Below are 18,576 nucleotides of genomic sequence, written 5' to 3' on the forward strand. Positions count from 1 at the left end.
GTGTTACTCCTTCGGTGTGAAGTGAGAAGCAGACGCGAAGAGGTTGAGCCCAAGCGCGCGAGAGAGGTATGCGGTGGCGATCTGGCCGCGGACGCTGTTGCCTGCGGCGTCGAGCGGTGGCGAGAACGTTGCGATGCCGCCCTTGCCCGGTGCGACGCACACGATTCCGCCAGCGACACCCGACTTGCCGGGGAGGCCGATCTCGAAGAGCCATTCACCGGAGTTCTCGTACATCCCTGACGCAGTCATGACTGCGAGCGTGTCGCGGGCGACCTCTGCCGACACGACGCGTTCGCCAGTGACAGGATTGACGCCGCCGTCGGCCAGAGTTGCACCCATCACCGCGAGGTCGTGCGCGCTCACCAGGATCGAGCATTGTCTCGTGTAGACATCGACAACCTCGGCGGGATCTTGCCTGATACGACCGTAGCTCTCGAGGAGCTGCGCGATGGCCGCGTTTCGCTGATTCGCCGCCATCTCAGACTGGTAGACGGCCTCGTCGAGCTCGAGCCGCCTGCCCGCGAACCGGGACAGGCCGTGCTGAATCGTGAGCCACCGTGCTTCTGCGTCGGCACCCGGAATGAGGGCGGTTGTGGCGAGCGCGCCGGCATTCACCATCGGGTTTCGCGGGTGCCCGTCGTTGAGCTCAATGGCAACGACCGAGTTGAACGGCAATCCTGTGTTATTGACTCCGACTGTCGCGAGCGCTTCTTCATGGCCGACTTCGTCGCACAACAGGGCGTACACGAACGCCTTCGAGATCGACTGTATTGAGAACTCGACCCCCGAGTCGCCGGCCTCGTGAGCCTCACCATGCACGTCAACGAGGCTCAGGCCGAAGAGGCTAGGGTCGGCGCTCGCGAGGGCAGGGATGTAGTCCGCGACAGCACCCTCAGAGTGGGCCGCAGCGTGTGCAAACGCGTCGGCGATGAGCGCGTCAACCCGTGAGTCTTCAGGCAGGAGCCCGGTTGCTGCGCGCTGTGCGACGTGTGCAATGTCGAGCTTCATCGCTCTCCCTCGAGTCAGGGCGCTGCACGCTCAGTGTCTTGACTGTGCACTCGCGCCGTGAAGCTAAATGTAGACCCAATGCGCTCACTGTGTCATCGAAATTCTTCCCCGTGGCGATGATTGCGTGCGGCGCCCACCATATTCAGTGGTCTCAGGAAACTGCCAGAACTATAGATTCAAAAGTAACTATACTTTCGATAGTAAGCACGATGAAAGGGAAGCAATGTCAAGAGTTGTAGTGTTTGGGTACTCGGGGTACGCAGGCGGAGCCATCACGCGCGAGCTTGCCGAGCGCGGGCATGACGTGCTCGGAGTCTCGCGAGGCGCCGACGGTGAGGCGGCTGCGGTCGCTGTCCGCGCGGGGTCGATCTTCGATGCGCAGCTCGTCGAGGAAGTCGCAGCAGGCGCCGATCACCTCGTTGTTGCGCTGCACGCTCAGGGCGAGCCCCCGCTGGCAACCGCCCTTCCGCATCTGAGCGCGAGCGCGGTCGCGCACGGGGCAACACTGAGCTTTGTTGGAGGCGCCGGCTCACTTCGAGTTGGCGAGAACGGCCCGAGGGTGTTCGATACTCCTGATTTCCCAGAGGCGTACCTGCCCGAGGCGCAGGCACACGGTGCGATCCTCGATTCGCTCCGCGAAGCCCCCGCCGAGCTCGACTGGTTCTACGTCAGCCCCGCCGCAGAGTTTGGGTCGTGGAACCCGGGTGAGCGCACAGGTGAGTTCCGCATTGGCGGCGACGTGCTCCTCACCGCACCCGACGGGTCGTCGACAATCTCGGGTGCCGACTACGCTATTGCCTACGTCGACGAGATCGAACGCGGCGAGCATCGCCGCGAGCGCTTCGGCGTCGCATACTAGATTCACCGGAGAGGGCGCCAAGATGAACGAGCCCCAGTTCGACCCATACGACCCGAATTGCCCGAGCAGGCAACTCGTGGATCGGATCGGCGATCGCTGGACTGTGCTGATCATTGGCGCCCTCGCCGACGGGCCCGCACGCTACGGGGAGCTCTCGCAGAGTGTCGCCGGCATCTCCCCGCGCATGCTCTCGCAAACGCTGAAGGCGCTCGAGCGCGACGGGCTCGTGCAGCGGCAGGCCTTCGCCGAAATCCCGCCGCGTGTCGTCTACAGTCTGACCGGTGCGGGGGAGAGCCTTCGCCCAGTCGCCCTCGCGGTCGAGTCCTGGGCGCGCCAGCATGCGTCGGACGTGCTGGCTGCGCGGGAACGCTTTGACGCGACGTAAGCCCGAGTTCAGATCGAGAACGTCTATCGCGCTGAAAGCGCTGCCCTGGTTAAGCTGGCGTCATGGGGAGATCGGTTCGCTCGGCAGGGCTGTCAGTTGCCGCATGTGCGGTGGTACTGGGAATCGTTGCATGCGCCCCAGAAGCTCCGGTGCAAACAACAGTTGATCGACAAGCAGCTTCTGCGACAACGCCTGCCCCCTCGGAAGCGGGGAGCGTTGAAGGTGTGGATGAAGCCGCAGGCGTGGCTTTCGTTCTGCCGTCTAACTGTGCCGAGATTCTGGCACCCGATTTGGTCAGGAGTTACGAACCGCGCCTTGAGCAGATGCCCGACGGGGAGGACGCGGCCGCGATAGTGATGCCGATGCTTGGGCCCGTGACTGCCTCTGTTTTTCGGGCCGCTTCGCAACAACGCTACTGCGGATGGGGGATCCCGCAGACGGATGGGTCGACTTATCTTGCCGTCGCGGTCATTGATGACGGAGCCAAAGCTGAGTTGCTAAGTGCGCTTCGTGAATCAGTTTATGAGGAGGTGGAGTCGGAGGCAGCCGAAGCAGTGTTTACTCAGACTCCATCTGTGACGCACCAATACACCGACACTCTTATTGTGGATGGCGACCTTCTGATCGTCTCCCTTCAACGCGTTACCGGTGACTATGCGTGGGACGCCTTGAGTGCGCTCCGCGCCTAGGATGACCCGCCCGTCGAGATGCCTGAAAGCCAGATCGTTGCGAGTGTCTTGCTCGCCTCGTCGAGAGGCCGGCCGGCGACGCTTGGATCGCGCAGCACGAATCGCTGAAAGGCGTAGAACTCAGTCATGCTGCCGAGCATCTCTGCCGCGAGGGCGAGGTCGAGGTCGGCTCTGATGTGTGCCGAAAGCGATGCCCTCGAGAGTGCACCGCTGATTCTGTCGTAGAACGCTCGCCTCGACGACGTCCAGATCTCGGCGATCTCGGGGTCTGTCTGTGACAGCTCGACGATGACGCCGAAGAGCGCGCGGTGGCGTTCGTAGAACGCGAAGTACTTCTGCGTCGACTCGGTGACCGAGGCGACGAGGTTTGCCGCATCGAGCGGTATCCGAATGAACTCGAAGACCTCGACCGTGAGGTCGCGCAACAGCTCGAGCGTGAGCTCGTGCTTGTCGGTGAAGTAGCGGTAGAACGCGCCAGTCGTGAGACCCGCCCGCGCGGTAATGTCTGCGATGCGCACGTTCGCGTAGCCGCGCTCGTCGAACAGCGCCTCGGCAGCGGCCGTGATTCGGGCCCGCGTATCGCGCCCCTTCGGTGTCGCTGGAAGCGGCGTTGGCGTCGCGGCCTGATCGGCCTGGCTGTCGCCCGGGTGCTGCGCCATGTGTTGCCCGCTCTCACTCGTTGAGGGTGTGCCGCGACTTACGGCACGAGACATCGTACCCGGCGTGCACACACGTCACGTGTCACCATTCCGCATAAATAAAAGTGACGTCAACTTTACTTTTGTGTAGGGTGGGTGCGTAACGCAGTGGTTGCAGTGGACGGAGCGCGGCATGGAGCATAAGAAATCGCTGATTCTTGATCAGGCCGAAATCGACTTTTGCCTCTACGACTGGCTCGATGTCGAGTCGCTGAGCCGCTTCGAGCGCTACGCGGAGCACAGTCGCGAGACGTTCGAGGGCCTTACCGGCCTCGCCCGAGAGCTCGCCGAGGAGTACTTCGCGCCCCACAACCGGAAGGCTGATCTCAACGAGCCAGCGCTCGTGGACGGCAAGGTGCAGCTCATCCCCGAGGTTGAGGCCGCACTGGGTGCCTTCGCCGAGGCCGGGTTTCTCGGCGCGACGATGGACGCCTCACACGGTGGCTTTCAGGTGCCGGCCGTCGTCTACCGGGCAGCGTTCATGTGGTTCCAGGCGGCGAACGTTGGAACAGTCTCCTACGCACTGCTCACGACGGCGGCAGCGAACCTGATTCGCGAGCACGCCTCAGAGGAACTCGCGTCAAAGTTTCTGCCGCCCATGCTCGAGGGGAGCTGGTTTGGCACGATGAACCTGTCCGAGCCTGGCATCGGCTCCGCGCTTGGCGACCTCACTACGGGCGCGACTCGATCGGCCGACGGCAGTTACAGGGTGCGTGGCGACAAGATGTGGATCTCGGCGGGCGACCACGAGCTCTCGGAGAACATCGTGCACCTGGTACTCGCCCGGACGGGTGGCCCGGGCGTGAAGGGCCTCTCGCTCTTCATCGTGCCGCGCTGGCTCGGTGAGTCAGGCGCGCTCACCGAGCGCAACGATGTGGCGCTCGTCGGCGTGAATCACAAGATGGGCTACCGCGGCACGGTGAACACCGCGCTCGCTTACGGCTCGGGCGCGTTTCCGGTCGGCGACGAACCGGGGGCCGTCGGGTACCTCATCGGGAAAGAGGGGCGCGGCCTGCACTACATGTTCCTCATGATGAACGAGGCACGCCTCGGCGTCGGCGCCTCCGCGGTTGCACTCGCGACGACGGGTTTCCTACACGCCCGCGACTATGCGCGTGAGCGGATCCAGGGAAAAGAGATTGGCGCGAAGGACGCCGCAGCCCCAGCAGTGCCGATCATCAGGCACCCTGACGTCAGGCGCATGCTTATGCTCGCGAAGGCATATGCGCAGGGCGGCACGGCCCTGATCCTCTACGCAGGCAAACTCCTCGACGAGAGCGAGGCCGAGACCGATCCGCACAGGAGCGCCGCGCTCGCGCTCCTACTCGATGTGCTCACGCCCATCGCGAAGAGCTGGTCGTCGCAGTGGGGCCTCGCGGCGAACGACATCGCGATTCAGGTGCTTGGAGGCAGCGGCTACGTGCGCGACTTTCCCGTCGAGCAGTTCTATCGCGACAACAGGCTGAACCCGATTCACGAGGGAACCCACGGGATCCAGGCGCTTGACTTGCTCGGACGCAAGGTGCTGCTTCACGGCGGGTCGGGGTTTGCCGATCTCATCGGCCGGATGCGCGAGACGTGCGAGAGGCTAGCGGCGACTGAACCCGAACTTGCGGCGCTCGTCGCAGCCAGAGTCGATCGGGTGGAGGGTGTCACCCGCGAGCTCTGGGCCGACGGCGACCCGACGACAGCGCTCGCGAACGCCGCCAACTATCTGGAGGCGGTGGGCGACATCGTCGTCGCCTGGTTGTTCCTCGATCAGCTCGGGGCGCTCGGTGACGCCACCCCGGCGTTCGCCGCGGAAAAGCGGGCGACGGCGCGGTTCTTCATCACGCACGTGCTGCCGCGGGTTGACGCAGACCTCGAGCTGCTCGCATCCAAAGACAGGCAGCTCGTCGACCTCGACGAGGCACTGATCTAGCTGTCGGCAGCGGGGAGCTCGTCAGCGGGTTCCACCGCGCGGCCCGGCCGCAGGATGAAGAACCCGAGCACGATTGCACCGAGCGTGAGCACAGTGCCGCCAAAGAGCACAGATCCGCGGAGGCCGAACAGGGAGCCGAGCACCGCGACGCTGAGACCGCTGAACGTCATCATGCCTGGACCGAACATTGTGTAGGCGCCGATCACGCGCCCGCGCTCGTCGTCGGGGGCTCGTAGCTGCACGATGCTCATCTCCGTCGCATCCGCGGTGATGCGGGCGACACCCCCGACGAGGAGCGCGGCGACAGAGAGCGCGTAGATCGAGCTCGCCGCGAACACCACGGTTGTGATGCCGAGAATGGCAGCGGCAACCACCGCGGTGCGAGCGGTTGTTGGGACGCGGCCGGTGGCCTCGAGCAGGAACCCGCCAAGCACTCCGCCGGCTCCGTTCGCGAACAGCAGGACGCCGTAGGCGAGGCCCGCGGAGCCTGCGCCGAGCCCCTCTGCGAACTCTGGCATTGCGTTCTGGATCACGGCGCCGATCGTCGCAGCGCTGAGTGCCGAGAGCAGGATCATGCCGAGCAGTTCGCGGTCACGCCGAATTGTGCCGAGGACGCTGAACGCTGAGAAGAACGTCATCGGCTTCTCGGTCGCGCGGGGTGCTTCGGCTTCGGAAGCCGCCGCCTCGGGGTCTCGCCTGTCAATCTTCACGAACCACAGGAAGAGTGTGAGCGGCAGATAGAACAGGATGTTCACGAACATGCCGGCGGCCGGACCGATGCTCAGCAGGAGCGCCGAGCCGACGACCGGGCCGGCGAGGAACGCAAGCGACCTGAACGTCGCATTCATGCGGATTGCGCCGGGCAGCTCCTTGGGGCCGGCGAACCTGTAGAGCAACAGTTGCTCGGCAGGCATCCACAGGCAGCCGGCAATGCCGTGCAGCACGAGCAGCACGCATGCGTGCCAGAGCTCGAGGCTGCCGGTGAAAAAGAGGACGCCCCAGGCTGCAGAGACCGCCATGAACAGCCCTTGGCCCACCTGGATGACGCGCCTGGGGTCGAAACGCTCAGCGAGCGCTCCGGCCGCAACTGAGAAGAGCAGATATGGCAGCCAGTGGCTGACGATCTGGAACCCGACGAGCCAGGGGGAGTGGAATGTCTGCCAGAGCACCCAGTAGGCGAGCACGTGCTCGACGTTGTCGGCCATCATCGAGAGGGCTCCGCCGCCGATGTACGGCCCCGTCCGACGATCGAGGAGGGCCCCGAACTTCCGTGGCTTGTCTTCAGGCACCTCGACGCTATTCATCAGACCACACTTTATCAATGCGCCAGCTATGCCCAGGGGGCATGGGCAGGCGCCCTTCCTTGGAGAATTCTTGGCGCGCACGGGGGAACCTGGATCAGTGGCGGGGACGAAAGCCCCGGAGGGCGGCCCCGCCACGTGATTTCTGCTCCGAGTACCGAACGGATCCACATGCACAACGCACCCCTGCTTGAGACACCCGCCCGCTCGGGCAGACCTCGCATGAGCCGGCGTCGGCGCAAGCGCCTGACGATCGTGATCGCGGCAACCGTCGCGGGAGCGCTCGTCGCGACGGGCGGTGCGATCGTCTTCGCCTATCACCAAGCAACCGACAGTATTGTGCGCTCTGACTTCGTACTGCCGCAGGTCGAAGAGGTCGCACCAGAGCCGGGCGAACAGAACATCCTCATCATGGGTATGGACAGTCGCGTTGACCAGAATGGCAACCCGCTCCCCGACGGCGTCTACGAGGCGCTGCACGCTGGCGGCGCAGACGATGGCGGCTACAACGCCAACGTGCTCATGCTGCTGCACATCCCCGAAGACCGATCGAAGACAGTTGGTATCTCGATCCCACGCGACGACTACGTCGAGATTGCTGGCGCGCCGCTCGGCGTGACCCACTCGAAGATCAAGGAGGCCTACGGCCTCGCCATGCAAGAGAAGATGAACGAGCTGTCGTGGGGCGAGGAGCCGCTCTCGGACGACGAGCTGTATCAGCAGGCGCGCGCTGCAGGCCGCCAAGCCCAGATCGAGACAGTCTCACACTTTCTCGGTGACGTGCGCATCGATCACTTCGTCGAGATGACAATGGGTGGCTTCTACCACGTCGCTGAGGCCGTCGCACCTGTCTCGGTGTGCCTGAACCAGGCGACAGAGGACTCGTTCTCTGGCGCAAACTTCGACGCCGGGGTGCAAGAGATCGACGCCAAGCAGGCGATGAGCTTCGTACGGCAGCGTCGCGACACCGGGTACGACGGCCCGTTTCTCACCGACCTCGACAGGTCGCGCCGCCAGCAGGCGTTCATGATCTCGCTCACTGACAAGCTGCAGCAGAAGAGCACGCTCATGAACCCGAAGACTGTGTGGTCGCTTGTCGACGTGACGCAGAAGCATGTGGCCCTCGACTCCGAGTTCGACGTGCTTGGCTTTCTGAAGATCGCCCACCAGGTGTCGCAGACGGGAGCCGAGTTCGTGACACTGCCAATCGTCGGGTTCGAGAATATCGGCGGCGCCGACGTCAACATCGTCGACATCGACGAGGTGCAGTCACTCGTCGCCTCGATCCTCGATGGCAGCTACTTCGAGTCAGAGGTGCAAGAGGCAGCAGACGGCACAGCTGAGGCAGCGGGCGAGGTGGCCGACCCAGCGGCCGACGCCGAAGAGACTGACGCACCCGACGACGACGTCACGCAGGAGTCGGCTGACGAACCGCAAGCCCCTGGTACCGCCCGCTACGACTCGTGGGAGGAGCCCATTCGGGCGGGCTCGATCCCCTGTGTGAACTGATTGGGGGCGTCACGTGCGGCAGCAGCGGGTCGTCCTCGACGAGCCTCGTGTCACGAGGCCGGGAATCGTTCCGGCCGGGAGCGGGAGACTGCGCACGCTGACGATCGCGCTCCTCACAATCGTGCTGCTGCTCGTCGCCGTCGGAGTGCTCATGGTGCAGTCGGCGAGCCAGGTCGCCGCGATCTCTTCTGGGAGAAATCCGCTCGGAGGCGTGCTCAGGCAGGGCGCGTACGCGGCGATCGGGATCGGCCTCATGCTTGCGATCAGCAGAGTGCCGACTGCGGCGCTGCGCCGATACTCCTGGCTACTACTCGCGATTGGCTTCTTCCTCCAGATCCTCGTCTACACGCCCCTCGGCTACGAAGCCGGCGGCAACCGGAACTGGCTGAGGCTCGGCCCGATATCGATGCAGCCAGCAGAGTTCATGAAATTCGTGCTGCTCGTCTGGGTCTCGGCAGTGCTCGCCGCGAAGCGCCGGCTGCTCGGCGAATGGGTGCACGTCGCGATCCCGATCCTGCCCGTCGTCGCGGCGTCGATGCTCATCAACATCCTCGGCGGCGATCTCGGCACGCTGCTCGTGCTCGCCGCTCTCGTGTTCGGGTGCCTCTACTTCTCGCGCGTGCGGCTCCGAATCCTTGCGGGAATTGCGGCAGTGGCGGCCATCGGCATCGCAGCCATGACGCTCATGAAGCCCAACAGGGTTGTGCGCATCATGCATTTCTTCGAAGTTGACTGCCTGCGCGACGCCGAGCATGCGTACGCGGGGTGCTGGCAGACGCTCAACGGGTTCTGGGCGCTCGCGCAGGGCGGTCTTTTCGGGACCGGCGTTGGCGGCTCGACAGCGAAGTGGCACTGGCTGCCCGAGGCCGAGAACGACTTCGTCTTTGCGATCCTTGGCGAAGAACTCGGGTTTGTCGGCGCCGCGACAGTGATCGCCCTGTTCGTCGCGCTCGCCGCAGTGCTGCTCGCGCTTGGCACCTGCACCGACAGCCCGTTCGCGCGCGCGGTGTTCGGTGGGCTCGCCGTGTGGGTGTCAGCGCAGATGATCGTGAACATCGCCGTCGTGCTTGGATTCGTGCCCGTGCTCGGCGTTCCGCTCCCATTCATCTCGGCAGGTGGCACGTCGCTACTCTCCCTCCTGCTCGCGGTTGGGGTCGCGCTCTCATGCGTGCGCGAGGCTGGCATGCACGCAGCCCCAGCCCAGGGCGTTCGCGCGAAGTGACCGAAACGTGCGAAGGTTGAGACAACACTGGTACGCGGGCCGGATGCATGGCCTCGACGCGGGGAGGGCACAGATGGCGCGAGCGCACACACACCCGCGGCCGCGGCCTGACGAAGAGGCCTACCGCCGGTCCGCCTCACAGATCGGCTGGCAGGTCATGGCGGTGTGCGCGGCGCTCGTGGTGATTGGCGGCGGCGTGATCCTCGCCTTCGTGTTCTGGCAGACGACACCATCCGAAGTAGCGAAGCCAGTCCAGCCCGGGGAAATCGAGGTGCGGCTCGACCCAGGCGAGCTCATCCTCGCGACAGCCCTGCTCGCTACCGGTGCCATCATCTGCGCCGGGCTCGCCGCGCGCCTCATCGCGCGCCGCGCCGTCTACCCGCTGGATGAGGCGTTTCGGCTGCAGCGACGCTTCGTCGCCGACGTGAGCCACGAGCTTCGCACGCCGCTCGCGGTCATCGACGCGCGCGCTCAGCAGCTCTCGGCGCTCACCCCACCCGGGGACTCGCGTCACGCAGTGCTGCTCGAGCTCAGGCAAGACGCCAGGATCATGGCCGAAGTGATCGACGCGATGCTCACGACGACATCTGGCGCTCCACACGAATCGGGAACGGCGCCGCTCGCCGAGACCATAGCCACAGTCGCCCGCGACCTCAGCGAGGTCGCCAAGCCGTACGGCGTGACGCTCGTGGCTGAAAGCGACGACCTCGTCGTCGCTGCCCCGGTGCAGGCGGTGCGGCGCTGCCTGGTCGCCCTCGCAGACAACGCGCTCGACCACGCCCCCGCCGGAAGCGTCATCACGATCACAGGCACAGCGCGCGGCGGCGAGGCGGTCGTGACTGTGCAGGACACCGGCGATGGGATACAGGGCATCACCCCCGACCGCGTGTTCGACAGGTTCGCGCAGGGTACCCAGCCGGCAACTGCCCGAGGCGCCGCGCGCACGAGCCGCGGCATCGGACTCGCGCTCGTGCGCGAACTCTGCGAGGCACACGGGGGCACCGTGCGCGTCGCGAACTCGAGGCCAGGTGGCACTACCTTCGAGCTCACCCTCCCGCTCGCTGACACGAATGGCAGGCAGTAGTGCTGCGGCTACTCATCGTCGAAGACGACCCACGCCTCGGCCCGATCATGCGCGACGTGCTCGCCGCGCACTGGGATGTTGAGCTTGTCTCAAACGCCGAGGATGCGGAGCAGCGCGTGGCCGCGACACAGTTCGACGTGGTGATCGTCGACCGCGGTCTTCCAGGAATGGCAGGCGAACAGTGGGTGCGCGAGCTGCGGCGCCGGCGGGTGGAGACTCCGGTGCTGCTGCTCACCGCGCTTGGCGAACTGCATGACAAGGTCGAAGGGCTCGACGCAGGCGCCAACGACTACCTCGTGAAACCCTTCGAATTCGAAGAACTGAACGCGAGGCTTCGCGCGCTCACCCGCCGCTACGACGGCGCGGGCCCGCGCTACGACATCGGTGGGTGGGAATTCTCGCCGGAGGATCAACGCATCGAATCCCCGTACGAGGGGAGCGTGCAGCTTACGAGCACCGAGACAGCCCTGCTCTCGGTGCTCGTCGCCGAACCTGGCCGCACGTTCTCACGCGAGGAGCTGCTCGCGCGCGTATTCGCACACGGGGAGCGCGACACGACCGTCGAAACATACGTGCATTACCTGCGACGCAAGACCGACAAAGACCTCATCGAGACTGTCCGCGGGCGAGGGTACAGGCTCGGCCGGCTCGGTTAGTCGCGCTGCACCACGACTCCCTCGCGCCGGCGGGCGTCGACCTTCAGCTCGAAGACATCGTTGCGAGCCGAGTGCCCGACGACGTCGAGATCGTGGTGAGCGCGATCGATCGCGCTCAGGTCGATGTCGCCAAGCACGATTCCCTGTCGGCCGCGCACTGGCTCGACGACGTAGTTTCCGTCTGGGCCAATGATTGACGACCCGCCGTCGAAGAGGAGGCCGGAGGTGGGAGCCTCCGGGCCCACCCCGATCCGAAACGGCTCACGGAGCGTCTCCGGAAGGTCTTCAACTGCGAGGAACAGTCCAGCCGAGAGCACAAAGCAGCGCCCTTCGAACGCGTAGCTCCGAGCTGCCACCTGGTGAATATCACTTGTTTCCGGCCACGCTGCGATATGGATTTCCTCCCCGGTGGCGTGCAGTGCCTGACGGGCGAGCGGCATCCAGTGTTCCCAGCAGACGAGGCCACCAACCATGCCAACTGGGGTGTCGACCGCCCGGAGTCCGGCAGCGTCTCCCGCCCCCCAAATGATTCGCTCGGAGTGAGTGGGCACGAGCTTCCGGTGGAGGTTGAGCGTTGAGCCGTCTGGGCCGATCGTGAGAATGCTGTTGTAGAGGGTGCCTCCGCTGCCGGATCTCTCGTTCAAGCCGATGACGATAGTCACCTGCCGGTTCGCGGCAACTGCCCGGAGGTCTGCAAGTTCGTCTTCGGAGTCAGCTCGCCTGCCGATGACCGGGCTCTCCGCAAGCAGCCGGGCATGCCAGTGGCGGGCTTCGGCATCGTCCCATCCGGCCATGCCGAACGCCCACGCTGGGTAACACGTCAGCCAGGTTTCGGGGAACACGACGAGGCGTGCGCCGGCATCAGCTGCCTCTAAGACATGGTCGACCGCGCGCGCAATCGACGCTTTCAGGTCGAGCACAACTGGCGGATACTGGACGATGGCGACGGTGTGATGCGTCATTGATGCTCCTTGGTATGCGGTGGCACGTGGCCGGTGAGGGAACTGGGCTCTGGCGTCAGCGAGGTCCTTCGAGCGTGCGTTCACTCTGCAGGATCGCTGCCGCTTCGGCGGTGCGGTCTTGCCCGCGCGTCAGGAGGAAATACAGGCCGCCGGAGACGATGATTGCTGGCACGAACGATAGATCAGCGCCTCCGAGGGCGTGTGCGACAGGGCCTGTATAAATCGGGAGCGAGAAGAACGGGATCGCGACAACGAAACCCGCAAGGTACGACACAAGTCCGCGCCACGCCCAACGGCCATAGATTCCGTTGGGGTTGAAGATCTCGGTGATGGCATAGCGGCCGTGGCGCACGAAGTAGAAGTCGACGAGATTCACCGCGGTCCACGGCACCAAGAAGTAGAGCATGAGTGTCACGAATGAGTTGAAGCTGTCGAGGTAGTCGTCTGGGATTGAGAGCGCGACGACGAGGGCGAGGGCCCCAACGAGTGCGAGGCTCACAACCCTGAGCGTGACGGTTGGCCGCATGCGCTTGAACCCATCGACTGCGCTAATGCCGGTGAGCATGGCTCCGTACGCGTTCACGCCCATGATCGTGATGAGCGCTACCGACCCCACGAGAACGACAATGGTGCCGAAGCCCGGGAACAGCAGGTCACCAGTTTGCATGAGGGCGGGAATGCCATCGACGTTCGGGATCTTGCTGCTGAGTACCGCGCCGAGGGACATCAGCCATATTGCGGAGCCGGCCGCGCCGGCGTACGTCCAGCCGATGAGCTTGCCCGCCGGAGCGTCTTCTGGAAGGTACCGGGAATAGTCCGAGACATAGACCGAGTAGCTGAGGTTAAAGCCCGCAGCGAGTGAGAACTGAACAAAGAACGCGGCGGTGTTCCAGCCTGCGCTGAGGCCCGGCGCTCCTGCGGCGGTGGGCAGCACGAAGATCGCGAGAACTGTCACGATGCCGAAGGTGACGATGAGAATGTAGGTGAGCCAGCGTTGCACGACATGCAGGAGGTCGTGGCCCACGATGGCGATCACGATCGAGACGACGATAAGCACGGGGTACCAGAAGAAGTCGCCGCCAGGCGCGACGGTCTGGATGCCTTGAGTGCCGATGATGGTGTCAAACACCATGAACCCCACGTAGACGAAGACCGTCGCGATGAAGGGAATGATTGCGCCACGTGAGCCGAACTGGGCACGAGACTGGATCATCTGGGGGAGCCCCATTCGGGGGCCCTGGTTCGCGTGAAAGGCCATGAAGAAAGTGCCAGACCCGGCGCCGAGCACGATCGCGAGCACGGTCCACGGGACGCTAAGGCCCATTGTCGGCCCGGTGAACCCAACGAGCATGGTGAGGATCACGAAGTTTCCGGTGAACCAGAAGGGGCCCTGGTGCCAGACCTTGCCTCGGCGTTCGGCTCGGGGGACGTAATCGATCGATCTCGTTTCGATCGTCGGTGGAGTGGAGTGCGTCGACATCGTTGTCCTTTCAGCGTCGGCTGTGTCGCCCGTACGAATAGTCGCACAGTTGTGCGAATTGAGATAGTAGCACAACTGTGCGAGAATCTCTGTATGGCAAGACAGCTCGACCACGAAGCGCGAGATCGAGCTGTTGTTGAGGCGGCATGGCGCGTCATCGCCCGCGAAGGGATGACGGCGCTCACCGTGCGAAGCGTGGCAAAAGAAGCGGACCTGGCGCCAAGCTCGCTCCGGTACTCCTTCCCCACACAAAGCAGTGTCCGTGAGCGCGCAATATCTGCCGTGCTCGAACGGCTGCAAGAGCGAGTCGAGGAGCTTCCGCGAGACAGCGACTGGGGCAAGAACGCGCTCCTGGAACTCATGCCTGTCGATGGCGAGAAGCACACCGAGGCGGTCGTGTGGCTTGCGCTTGAGATGGCTGCGGTCGCCGACGCGGAACTGCAGCCTGTCAGGGCGCGAGCGAACGCCTACATTCGAAGTGTGTGCCACGATGTCGCCGAGTGGCTTGGGTCGACTTCGGAGGACCTTGTCGACCAATTGCACGCATTCGTCGACGGGCTGACTTTGCATGTTGTGGTCCGTGACGAGTGCACTCCAAGCTGGGCGGAGCGCGCGCTCCTGATCTACCTGGCGGAAGTTCGCGCGCGGATCGCATCGACCGCCGCGTAGCCGCGCCCGGCGCCCCGCCGTGGAGTGGCAATGCGGCCAAGTGCGAGATACTGGTGGGTGGCAATTTTTCGCCCGCACGCACCTGGGGAGGGCACACATCATGGATCTGTCGGCAACGAATGAATCACCGCTGAATCGCTACGGATCGCTGGAGGAAGCCCTCGTGCATCGGCGCGCCCCGGTTCCGAACCGAGTGTTTCTGCGCACAATGATGAGCCGAATTCCAGTCGAACGCCTGCTGCGCGCCGACGGCGGCATCACGGTTGTGCGCTCTGACGGGGGCCCCGACATTCAGGTGCGTCAGGGATACTCGGTCGGTTTCCCGTCAGAAGAGGACGCGATCGCTGCAGCAGGCAGCGAGGCGCCGCGCTGGCGGAGTAGCCGCCGGCCGGGCATGTGGGCAGTTGACCACCCCCTGCACGGGCGCGGTTCGATCATTGAGGCCGAGGAGCTCGCGGCCGAGCGTGGCCCGGTGAAGGCATCGCGTGCAAAGGCGACCAGGGCCGCGAAGCCGAAGGCTGAACCGAAGGCGAAGCCCGCGGCTCAGCAGGAGCGAGTGCAGCCAGTCTGCCCGAACTGCTTCATGATGATGGCTCTGTCGGGCGTGTGCGGCAATTGCTCGTAGGGGGCGGCGCGGCGACGCTGTTCTGCTGGCGGTAGGCTCGTCTGGTGCCTCCGCGTTCTCCGTTGCCCCAGCGTATGGGGCTTGACGCAGCCTGGCTGAACTCTGCTGCACGCCCGGGGGAGGACCCGCGGGAGTGGGTCTCGATGCGTGATTGGTTGCACTTCAGAGTCGGCGCGCACATCGATGTAGACGCCTTCATCGAAGACGGCAGATTCGTGCTCGAGTCTGGCGAGCCTGTGCTCGCTGCCGACCCGTACCGATCAAACGTCTTCGTGTGGTTCTACCGCGATCTGCCAGACGAGGCGCCGGTGCCCGGCGACATTCCGGTGCTGTTTCGCGACGACCGAATCGTCGTCGTGGACAAACCCGCGTTTCTCTCGACAATTCCGCGCGGCCGACACGTCAGGGAGAGCGTCGTCGTGCGCCTGCGACACGAGCTCGGTTTGCCAGAACTCACCCCGATGCACCGCCTCGACAGGGTGACCTCGGGCGTACTGCTCATGTCTGTCGAGCGCAGGTATCGTGGCGCCTACCAGACGATGTTCCAAGACGGCGAGGTGACGAAGACGTACCGGGCGGTCGGGCCAGTGAGCGACGGGCTTGCGCTTCCCACGACGGTGCGAAACCACCTGCACAAGGTGCCTGGAACGATGCAGGCCGAGGTGCTGGCGGGGAGAGAGCCGAACTCCGAGTCGCTCGTCGAGTTCGAGCGCGCGCTCACTTCGCAGGAAGAGGCCGCGCTCGGCGGCGAGCCTGGCCGCGCCGTCTATCGGCTGACCCCGCGCACGGGCAAGACGCACCAGTTGCGCATCCATTTGTGGAGCCTCGGGATCCCGATCGAAGGCGACCCGCTTTACCCCGCGGCCCGAAACGTCGCCATCGATGATTTCTCGACGCCGCTCCAGTTGCTCGCGAGCGAGCTCCGGTTCACCGACCCCGTTGACGGCAGTGAGCGATCCTTCGTCAGCGGGCGGGCCCTGCCGCTCGTCTCCACGAACTAGCCTGCGCCCCTCCCCGATGGTGCGCACTCGGTGTCTAAATGCCCATCGTGCAGGTGTTACTAGGCCAACACGCGGCGTAAATCTCGGAAATTGACCATAGTTTCTAAGTTTTTTGTGACGATGTTGTGCCTCCCACCGACTTACCTGCAGAGCGACATGATGCGCTCGCACTGACGGTGCGGCTGTTCGGGCCGTACCCCGATAGGGAGGAAATTCTGATGGCAACCGAAGAGAAGAACACCACCCCAGCAGGCGCGACCCCGGCGGCACCCGCCCCACACGCGGCGTCGCCATCGTCGCGCGTCGACCGGGTCCAGTTCTCCAATGACGCAAACGAGACGAACCACGCAGGCGGTCGCACGAGCGTCGCCGAGGGCGTGGTCGCAAAGATCGCCGGAATCGCGGCCCGCGAGGTCGGCGGAGTCTACGCGCTTGGCGGTGGTGGAGCGCGGGCGCTCGGCGCCATTCGCGAAGCGATGAACGCGACCGACCTCACGCAGGGCGTCAAGGTCGAGGTCGGAGAAACTCAGGCGGCCGCCGACATCACCATCGTGGTGGACTACCCGGCACCGATCCAGACGGTCGCCGAGAACGTGCGCACTGCAGTCACCGCAGCGATCACCAAGATGGTCGGACTCGAGGTCGTTGAGGTCAACGTCGATGTGAACGACGTGCACCTGCCGACCGACGATGCTGACGACGACACAGAGTCGCGCGTCTCATGAGCGCCACACTGGCGGGCGCGCTGACCGGCGCGGTGCTCGCGTTTGCGGGGCTTATCTTCGGGTTCTGGGGATTCCTCCTCGTCGCGATCCTCATGGCCGTCGGCGCGCTGGTCGGCAGAGTGGTGTCGGGCGATCTCGACCTCCGGGCGCTCGCCGGCGTCTTCACGGGTAGGCGAACGTCGTCATGAGCCCCACGACCGTTGACGCGCCAGCTCAGCAGACGGTCGGCCCACGCCACGACGTGCGGGGCGCGATTCGCGTTCAGCCGCGCGCACTCGAGAAAGCTGTCCGCGAGTCGATCGCACACCGAGCCGGCGCACCGCGCGAGGCGGTGAACGTCGATCTCGCGGACTGGGGCGGGGCGCTCACCGTGAAGGTGGCGACGAAACTGCCCATTCCCGAGCTGTCTCAGACTGGAGCCATCCAGGCGGAGATGCCGCTCTTGGAGCGCGTGCGCGCGCTGCAGACCGCGCTCGTGAGCGAGCTCGGCCTGCTTACCGGCAGGGAGATCAGGCGTGTGTCGGTCGTGGTCACCGGGGCGATCATTCCAGAGCAGAGGCGGGTGAGGTAAATGTTGAATGGCACACTGACGCGCGTCGTGCGGCGCGAGACTCATTCCCCGCGGACCGTGCTCGCCGTCGGAGCACTCGTGCTCACGGCGGCCGCGGCCACCTATGTGGGGATCGAGCTCGTGCTGCATCTCACGCGCTCAGAACCGCTGCTCGTCACTCCGGGAGACGCAGCCAGGTGGCTCGGAGACGTGCCCGCGCTTGGTAGTGCGGGCGCCGTTGGCGCGCTAGCGATCGCCGTGCTTGGGCTCGTGCTGGTTGGCCTCGCGCTAGCGCCTGGCCGGCGATCAAAGCACCAGCTCACCGATGGCCCGTATGCGGTTGTCGCCGACAACGGCGTCATCGCCTCGGCGGTCGCCGAGCGTGTGCGGCGTGAGCTTGATGTCTCGCGCGGCGCCGTTGTCGTCGGCATCGGACACCGAAGCGCCGACGTCACTGTCCGACCCGAGCCCGGTCAGCAGATCGACGCCGGGTACGTCCGTGAAATCGCTGCCGCCGAGCTGTCGAGCTATGGGCTTTCGCCCACGGTTCGTGCCCGAGCCCGGATCCAGCGCCCCACATCGAACGGAGGCCAGGAATGAACGCGACCAACCGCGCGGTGAACCGCGGCGTCCTGCTCGTCGTCGGGCTCATCCTGCTCGCGGCAGGTGGAACGGCCTTCGTCGCCATCATCTGGCGTCCAGCGGGCCAGGCGTGGCGGGACGGTGTTGGGCAGCTGCGCGAGTGGCTCATCGCCGCTGACGAAGGCGCTCGACTGCACCCGAGCACGACGGTCAGTTGGGTGACCCTCGGGCTGCTCCTCGTGCTGCTCGCGCTCGTTGTGTTCGCGGTCGTCACCGTGGCCCGCCTGGGCGGTGGCAAGGTGCATACCGTGACTCGTGTCGAGGGGGACGAGGGAGCGCTCGGCCCCGTCACCGTGACACAGGGGTTCGTCGCCGATGCTCTGAACGAGTCGCTGTCGAGGCACGAAGAGATTCTGTCGACGAAGGTCAGCGCGAGCCGCGTGCGCGGCCAGGACGTGCTGCACGTGAGCGTCACGCCCCGTCAGAACGTCTCGCCCGCGCGCACCGCGGCCACTGTTGCCGGCCTCCTCGACAATCTCGGCACGTTGCTGGGGGAACAACCGCCGACATACATCTCGATCCACTCGGGTCTGCGCGCAAAACTTGCCGCCGACCAGCCCCGGGTCCGCTAGCTCAGCCACTAGTCACAA

At 65.1% G+C, this 18,576-nt stretch carries 21 protein-coding genes; 16 read left to right on the plus strand and 5 right to left on the minus strand.

The features are described from left to right. Window positions 1–3: 3 nt before the first annotated feature. The gene (glsA, locus tag KI794_RS03505) at window positions 4–1,008 is read right to left on the minus strand and encodes a glutaminase A (protein WP_255809168.1); all 1,005 of its coding nucleotides are present in this window, start codon (window positions 1,006–1,008) and stop codon (window positions 4–6) included. Window positions 1,009–1,231: 223 nt separating this feature from the next. Here glsA and KI794_RS03510 point away from each other — a divergent pair, with 223 nt between their 5' ends. The 3 genes from KI794_RS03510 (at window position 1,232) to KI794_RS03520 (ending at window position 2,941) form a co-directional block, all read left to right on the plus strand. Beyond that, complete coding sequence (locus KI794_RS03510) at window positions 1,232–1,867, plus strand: NAD(P)-dependent oxidoreductase (RefSeq protein ID WP_255809169.1); 636 nt, start codon at window positions 1,232–1,234, stop codon at window positions 1,865–1,867. 22 nt (window positions 1,868–1,889) lie between these two features. After that, window positions 1,890–2,252, plus strand: a complete 363-nt coding sequence (locus KI794_RS03515) for a winged helix-turn-helix transcriptional regulator (protein ID WP_119283299.1) — start codon at window positions 1,890–1,892, stop codon at window positions 2,250–2,252. A gap of 224 nt (window positions 2,253–2,476) precedes the next feature. After that, entirely contained in the window at window positions 2,477–2,941 is a 465-nt protein-coding gene (locus tag KI794_RS03520; RefSeq protein WP_255809170.1) for a hypothetical protein, read from the plus strand. Here the strand turns inward: KI794_RS03520 and KI794_RS03525 are convergent. After that, window positions 2,938–3,600: a TetR/AcrR family transcriptional regulator gene (locus KI794_RS03525; RefSeq protein WP_255809171.1), complete on the minus strand. Its 663-nt coding sequence runs from the start codon at window positions 3,598–3,600 to the stop codon at window positions 2,938–2,940. The genes KI794_RS03520 and KI794_RS03525 overlap by 4 nt on opposite strands. Before the next feature lie 172 nt (window positions 3,601–3,772). Between KI794_RS03525 and KI794_RS03530 the strand changes: the two genes are divergently transcribed. Continuing rightward, window positions 3,773–5,560 carry an acyl-CoA dehydrogenase gene (locus KI794_RS03530; RefSeq protein WP_255809172.1) on the plus strand — a complete coding sequence of 596 codons (1,788 nt, stop codon included), beginning with the start codon at window positions 3,773–3,775 and terminating at the stop codon, window positions 5,558–5,560. Here the strand turns inward: KI794_RS03530 and KI794_RS03535 are convergent. Next, the gene (locus KI794_RS03535; RefSeq protein ID WP_255809173.1) at window positions 5,557–6,864 is read right to left on the minus strand and encodes an MFS transporter; all 1,308 of its coding nucleotides are present in this window, start codon (window positions 6,862–6,864) and stop codon (window positions 5,557–5,559) included. The two genes, KI794_RS03530 and KI794_RS03535, sit on opposite strands and share 4 nt — an antisense overlap. 168 nt (window positions 6,865–7,032) lie before the next feature. On the opposite strand from KI794_RS03535, the gene KI794_RS03540 reads away from it, so the two are divergent. From KI794_RS03540 to KI794_RS03555, 4 genes are all read left to right on the plus strand, one after another. Continuing rightward, window positions 7,033–8,370: an LCP family protein gene (locus KI794_RS03540; RefSeq protein ID WP_255809174.1), complete on the plus strand. Its 1,338-nt coding sequence runs from the start codon at window positions 7,033–7,035 to the stop codon at window positions 8,368–8,370. A gap of 13 nt (window positions 8,371–8,383) precedes the next feature. Then, window positions 8,384–9,592 carry an FtsW/RodA/SpoVE family cell cycle protein gene (locus KI794_RS03545; RefSeq protein ID WP_255809175.1) on the plus strand — a complete coding sequence of 403 codons (1,209 nt, stop codon included), beginning with the start codon at window positions 8,384–8,386 and terminating at the stop codon, window positions 9,590–9,592. 73 nt (window positions 9,593–9,665) lie between these two features. Further along, on the plus strand, window positions 9,666–10,676 hold the full coding sequence (locus KI794_RS03550; protein WP_255809176.1) for a sensor histidine kinase: 1,011 nt from the start codon (window positions 9,666–9,668) through the stop codon (window positions 10,674–10,676). Then, on the plus strand, window positions 10,676–11,332 hold the full coding sequence (locus KI794_RS03555) for a response regulator transcription factor (protein WP_255809177.1): 657 nt from the start codon (window positions 10,676–10,678) through the stop codon (window positions 11,330–11,332). Before KI794_RS03550 ends, KI794_RS03555 begins: the two co-directional genes overlap by 1 nt. Here KI794_RS03555 and KI794_RS03560 read toward each other — a convergent pair. Further along, window positions 11,329–12,294, minus strand: coding sequence for a carbon-nitrogen hydrolase family protein (locus KI794_RS03560; protein WP_255809178.1), 966 nt, complete (start codon window positions 12,292–12,294; stop codon window positions 11,329–11,331). The two genes, KI794_RS03555 and KI794_RS03560, sit on opposite strands and share 4 nt — an antisense overlap. Window positions 12,295–12,349: 55 nt before the next feature. After that, window positions 12,350–13,774, minus strand: a complete 1,425-nt coding sequence (locus KI794_RS03565) for a purine-cytosine permease family protein (RefSeq protein WP_119283290.1) — start codon at window positions 13,772–13,774, stop codon at window positions 12,350–12,352. Between the two features lie 93 nt (window positions 13,775–13,867). Here KI794_RS03565 and KI794_RS03570 point away from each other — a divergent pair, with 93 nt between their 5' ends. From KI794_RS03570 to KI794_RS03605, 8 genes are all read left to right on the plus strand, one after another. Continuing rightward, a complete protein-coding gene (locus KI794_RS03570; protein ID WP_119283289.1) occupies window positions 13,868–14,443 on the plus strand; it encodes a TetR/AcrR family transcriptional regulator in 576 nt (191 codons plus the stop codon). 100 nt (window positions 14,444–14,543) lie between these two features. Further along, window positions 14,544–15,068: a hypothetical protein gene (locus tag KI794_RS03575; RefSeq protein ID WP_255809179.1), complete on the plus strand. Its 525-nt coding sequence runs from the start codon at window positions 14,544–14,546 to the stop codon at window positions 15,066–15,068. A 44-nt stretch (window positions 15,069–15,112) separates the two neighbouring features. After that, complete coding sequence (locus KI794_RS03580; RefSeq protein ID WP_119283287.1) at window positions 15,113–16,069, plus strand: pseudouridine synthase; 957 nt, start codon at window positions 15,113–15,115, stop codon at window positions 16,067–16,069. 218 nt (window positions 16,070–16,287) lie between these two features. Beyond that, window positions 16,288–16,794, plus strand: coding sequence for an Asp23/Gls24 family envelope stress response protein (locus KI794_RS03585; RefSeq protein WP_119283286.1), 507 nt, complete (start codon window positions 16,288–16,290; stop codon window positions 16,792–16,794). After that, window positions 16,791–16,982 carry a DUF2273 domain-containing protein gene (locus KI794_RS03590; RefSeq protein ID WP_119283285.1) on the plus strand — a complete coding sequence of 64 codons (192 nt, stop codon included), beginning with the start codon at window positions 16,791–16,793 and terminating at the stop codon, window positions 16,980–16,982. The genes KI794_RS03585 and KI794_RS03590 overlap by 4 nt, the downstream gene beginning before the upstream one ends. Then, entirely contained in the window at window positions 16,979–17,365 is a 387-nt protein-coding gene (locus tag KI794_RS03595) for an NTP pyrophosphohydrolase (RefSeq protein ID WP_119283284.1), read from the plus strand. The genes KI794_RS03590 and KI794_RS03595 overlap by 4 nt, the downstream gene beginning before the upstream one ends. After that, window positions 17,366–17,944: a DNA/RNA endonuclease G gene (locus tag KI794_RS03600; protein WP_119283283.1), complete on the plus strand. Its 579-nt coding sequence runs from the start codon at window positions 17,366–17,368 to the stop codon at window positions 17,942–17,944. Next, window positions 17,941–18,558 carry a hypothetical protein gene (locus KI794_RS03605; RefSeq protein WP_119283282.1) on the plus strand — a complete coding sequence of 206 codons (618 nt, stop codon included), beginning with the start codon at window positions 17,941–17,943 and terminating at the stop codon, window positions 18,556–18,558. Before KI794_RS03600 ends, KI794_RS03605 begins: the two co-directional genes overlap by 4 nt. The last annotated feature ends 18 nt before the right edge of the window (window positions 18,559–18,576 follow it).

Origin of the sequence: Leucobacter aridicollis, assembly GCF_024399335.1 — a bacterium.
GTDB lineage: Bacteria > Actinomycetota > Actinomycetes > Actinomycetales > Microbacteriaceae > Leucobacter > Leucobacter aridicollis_A.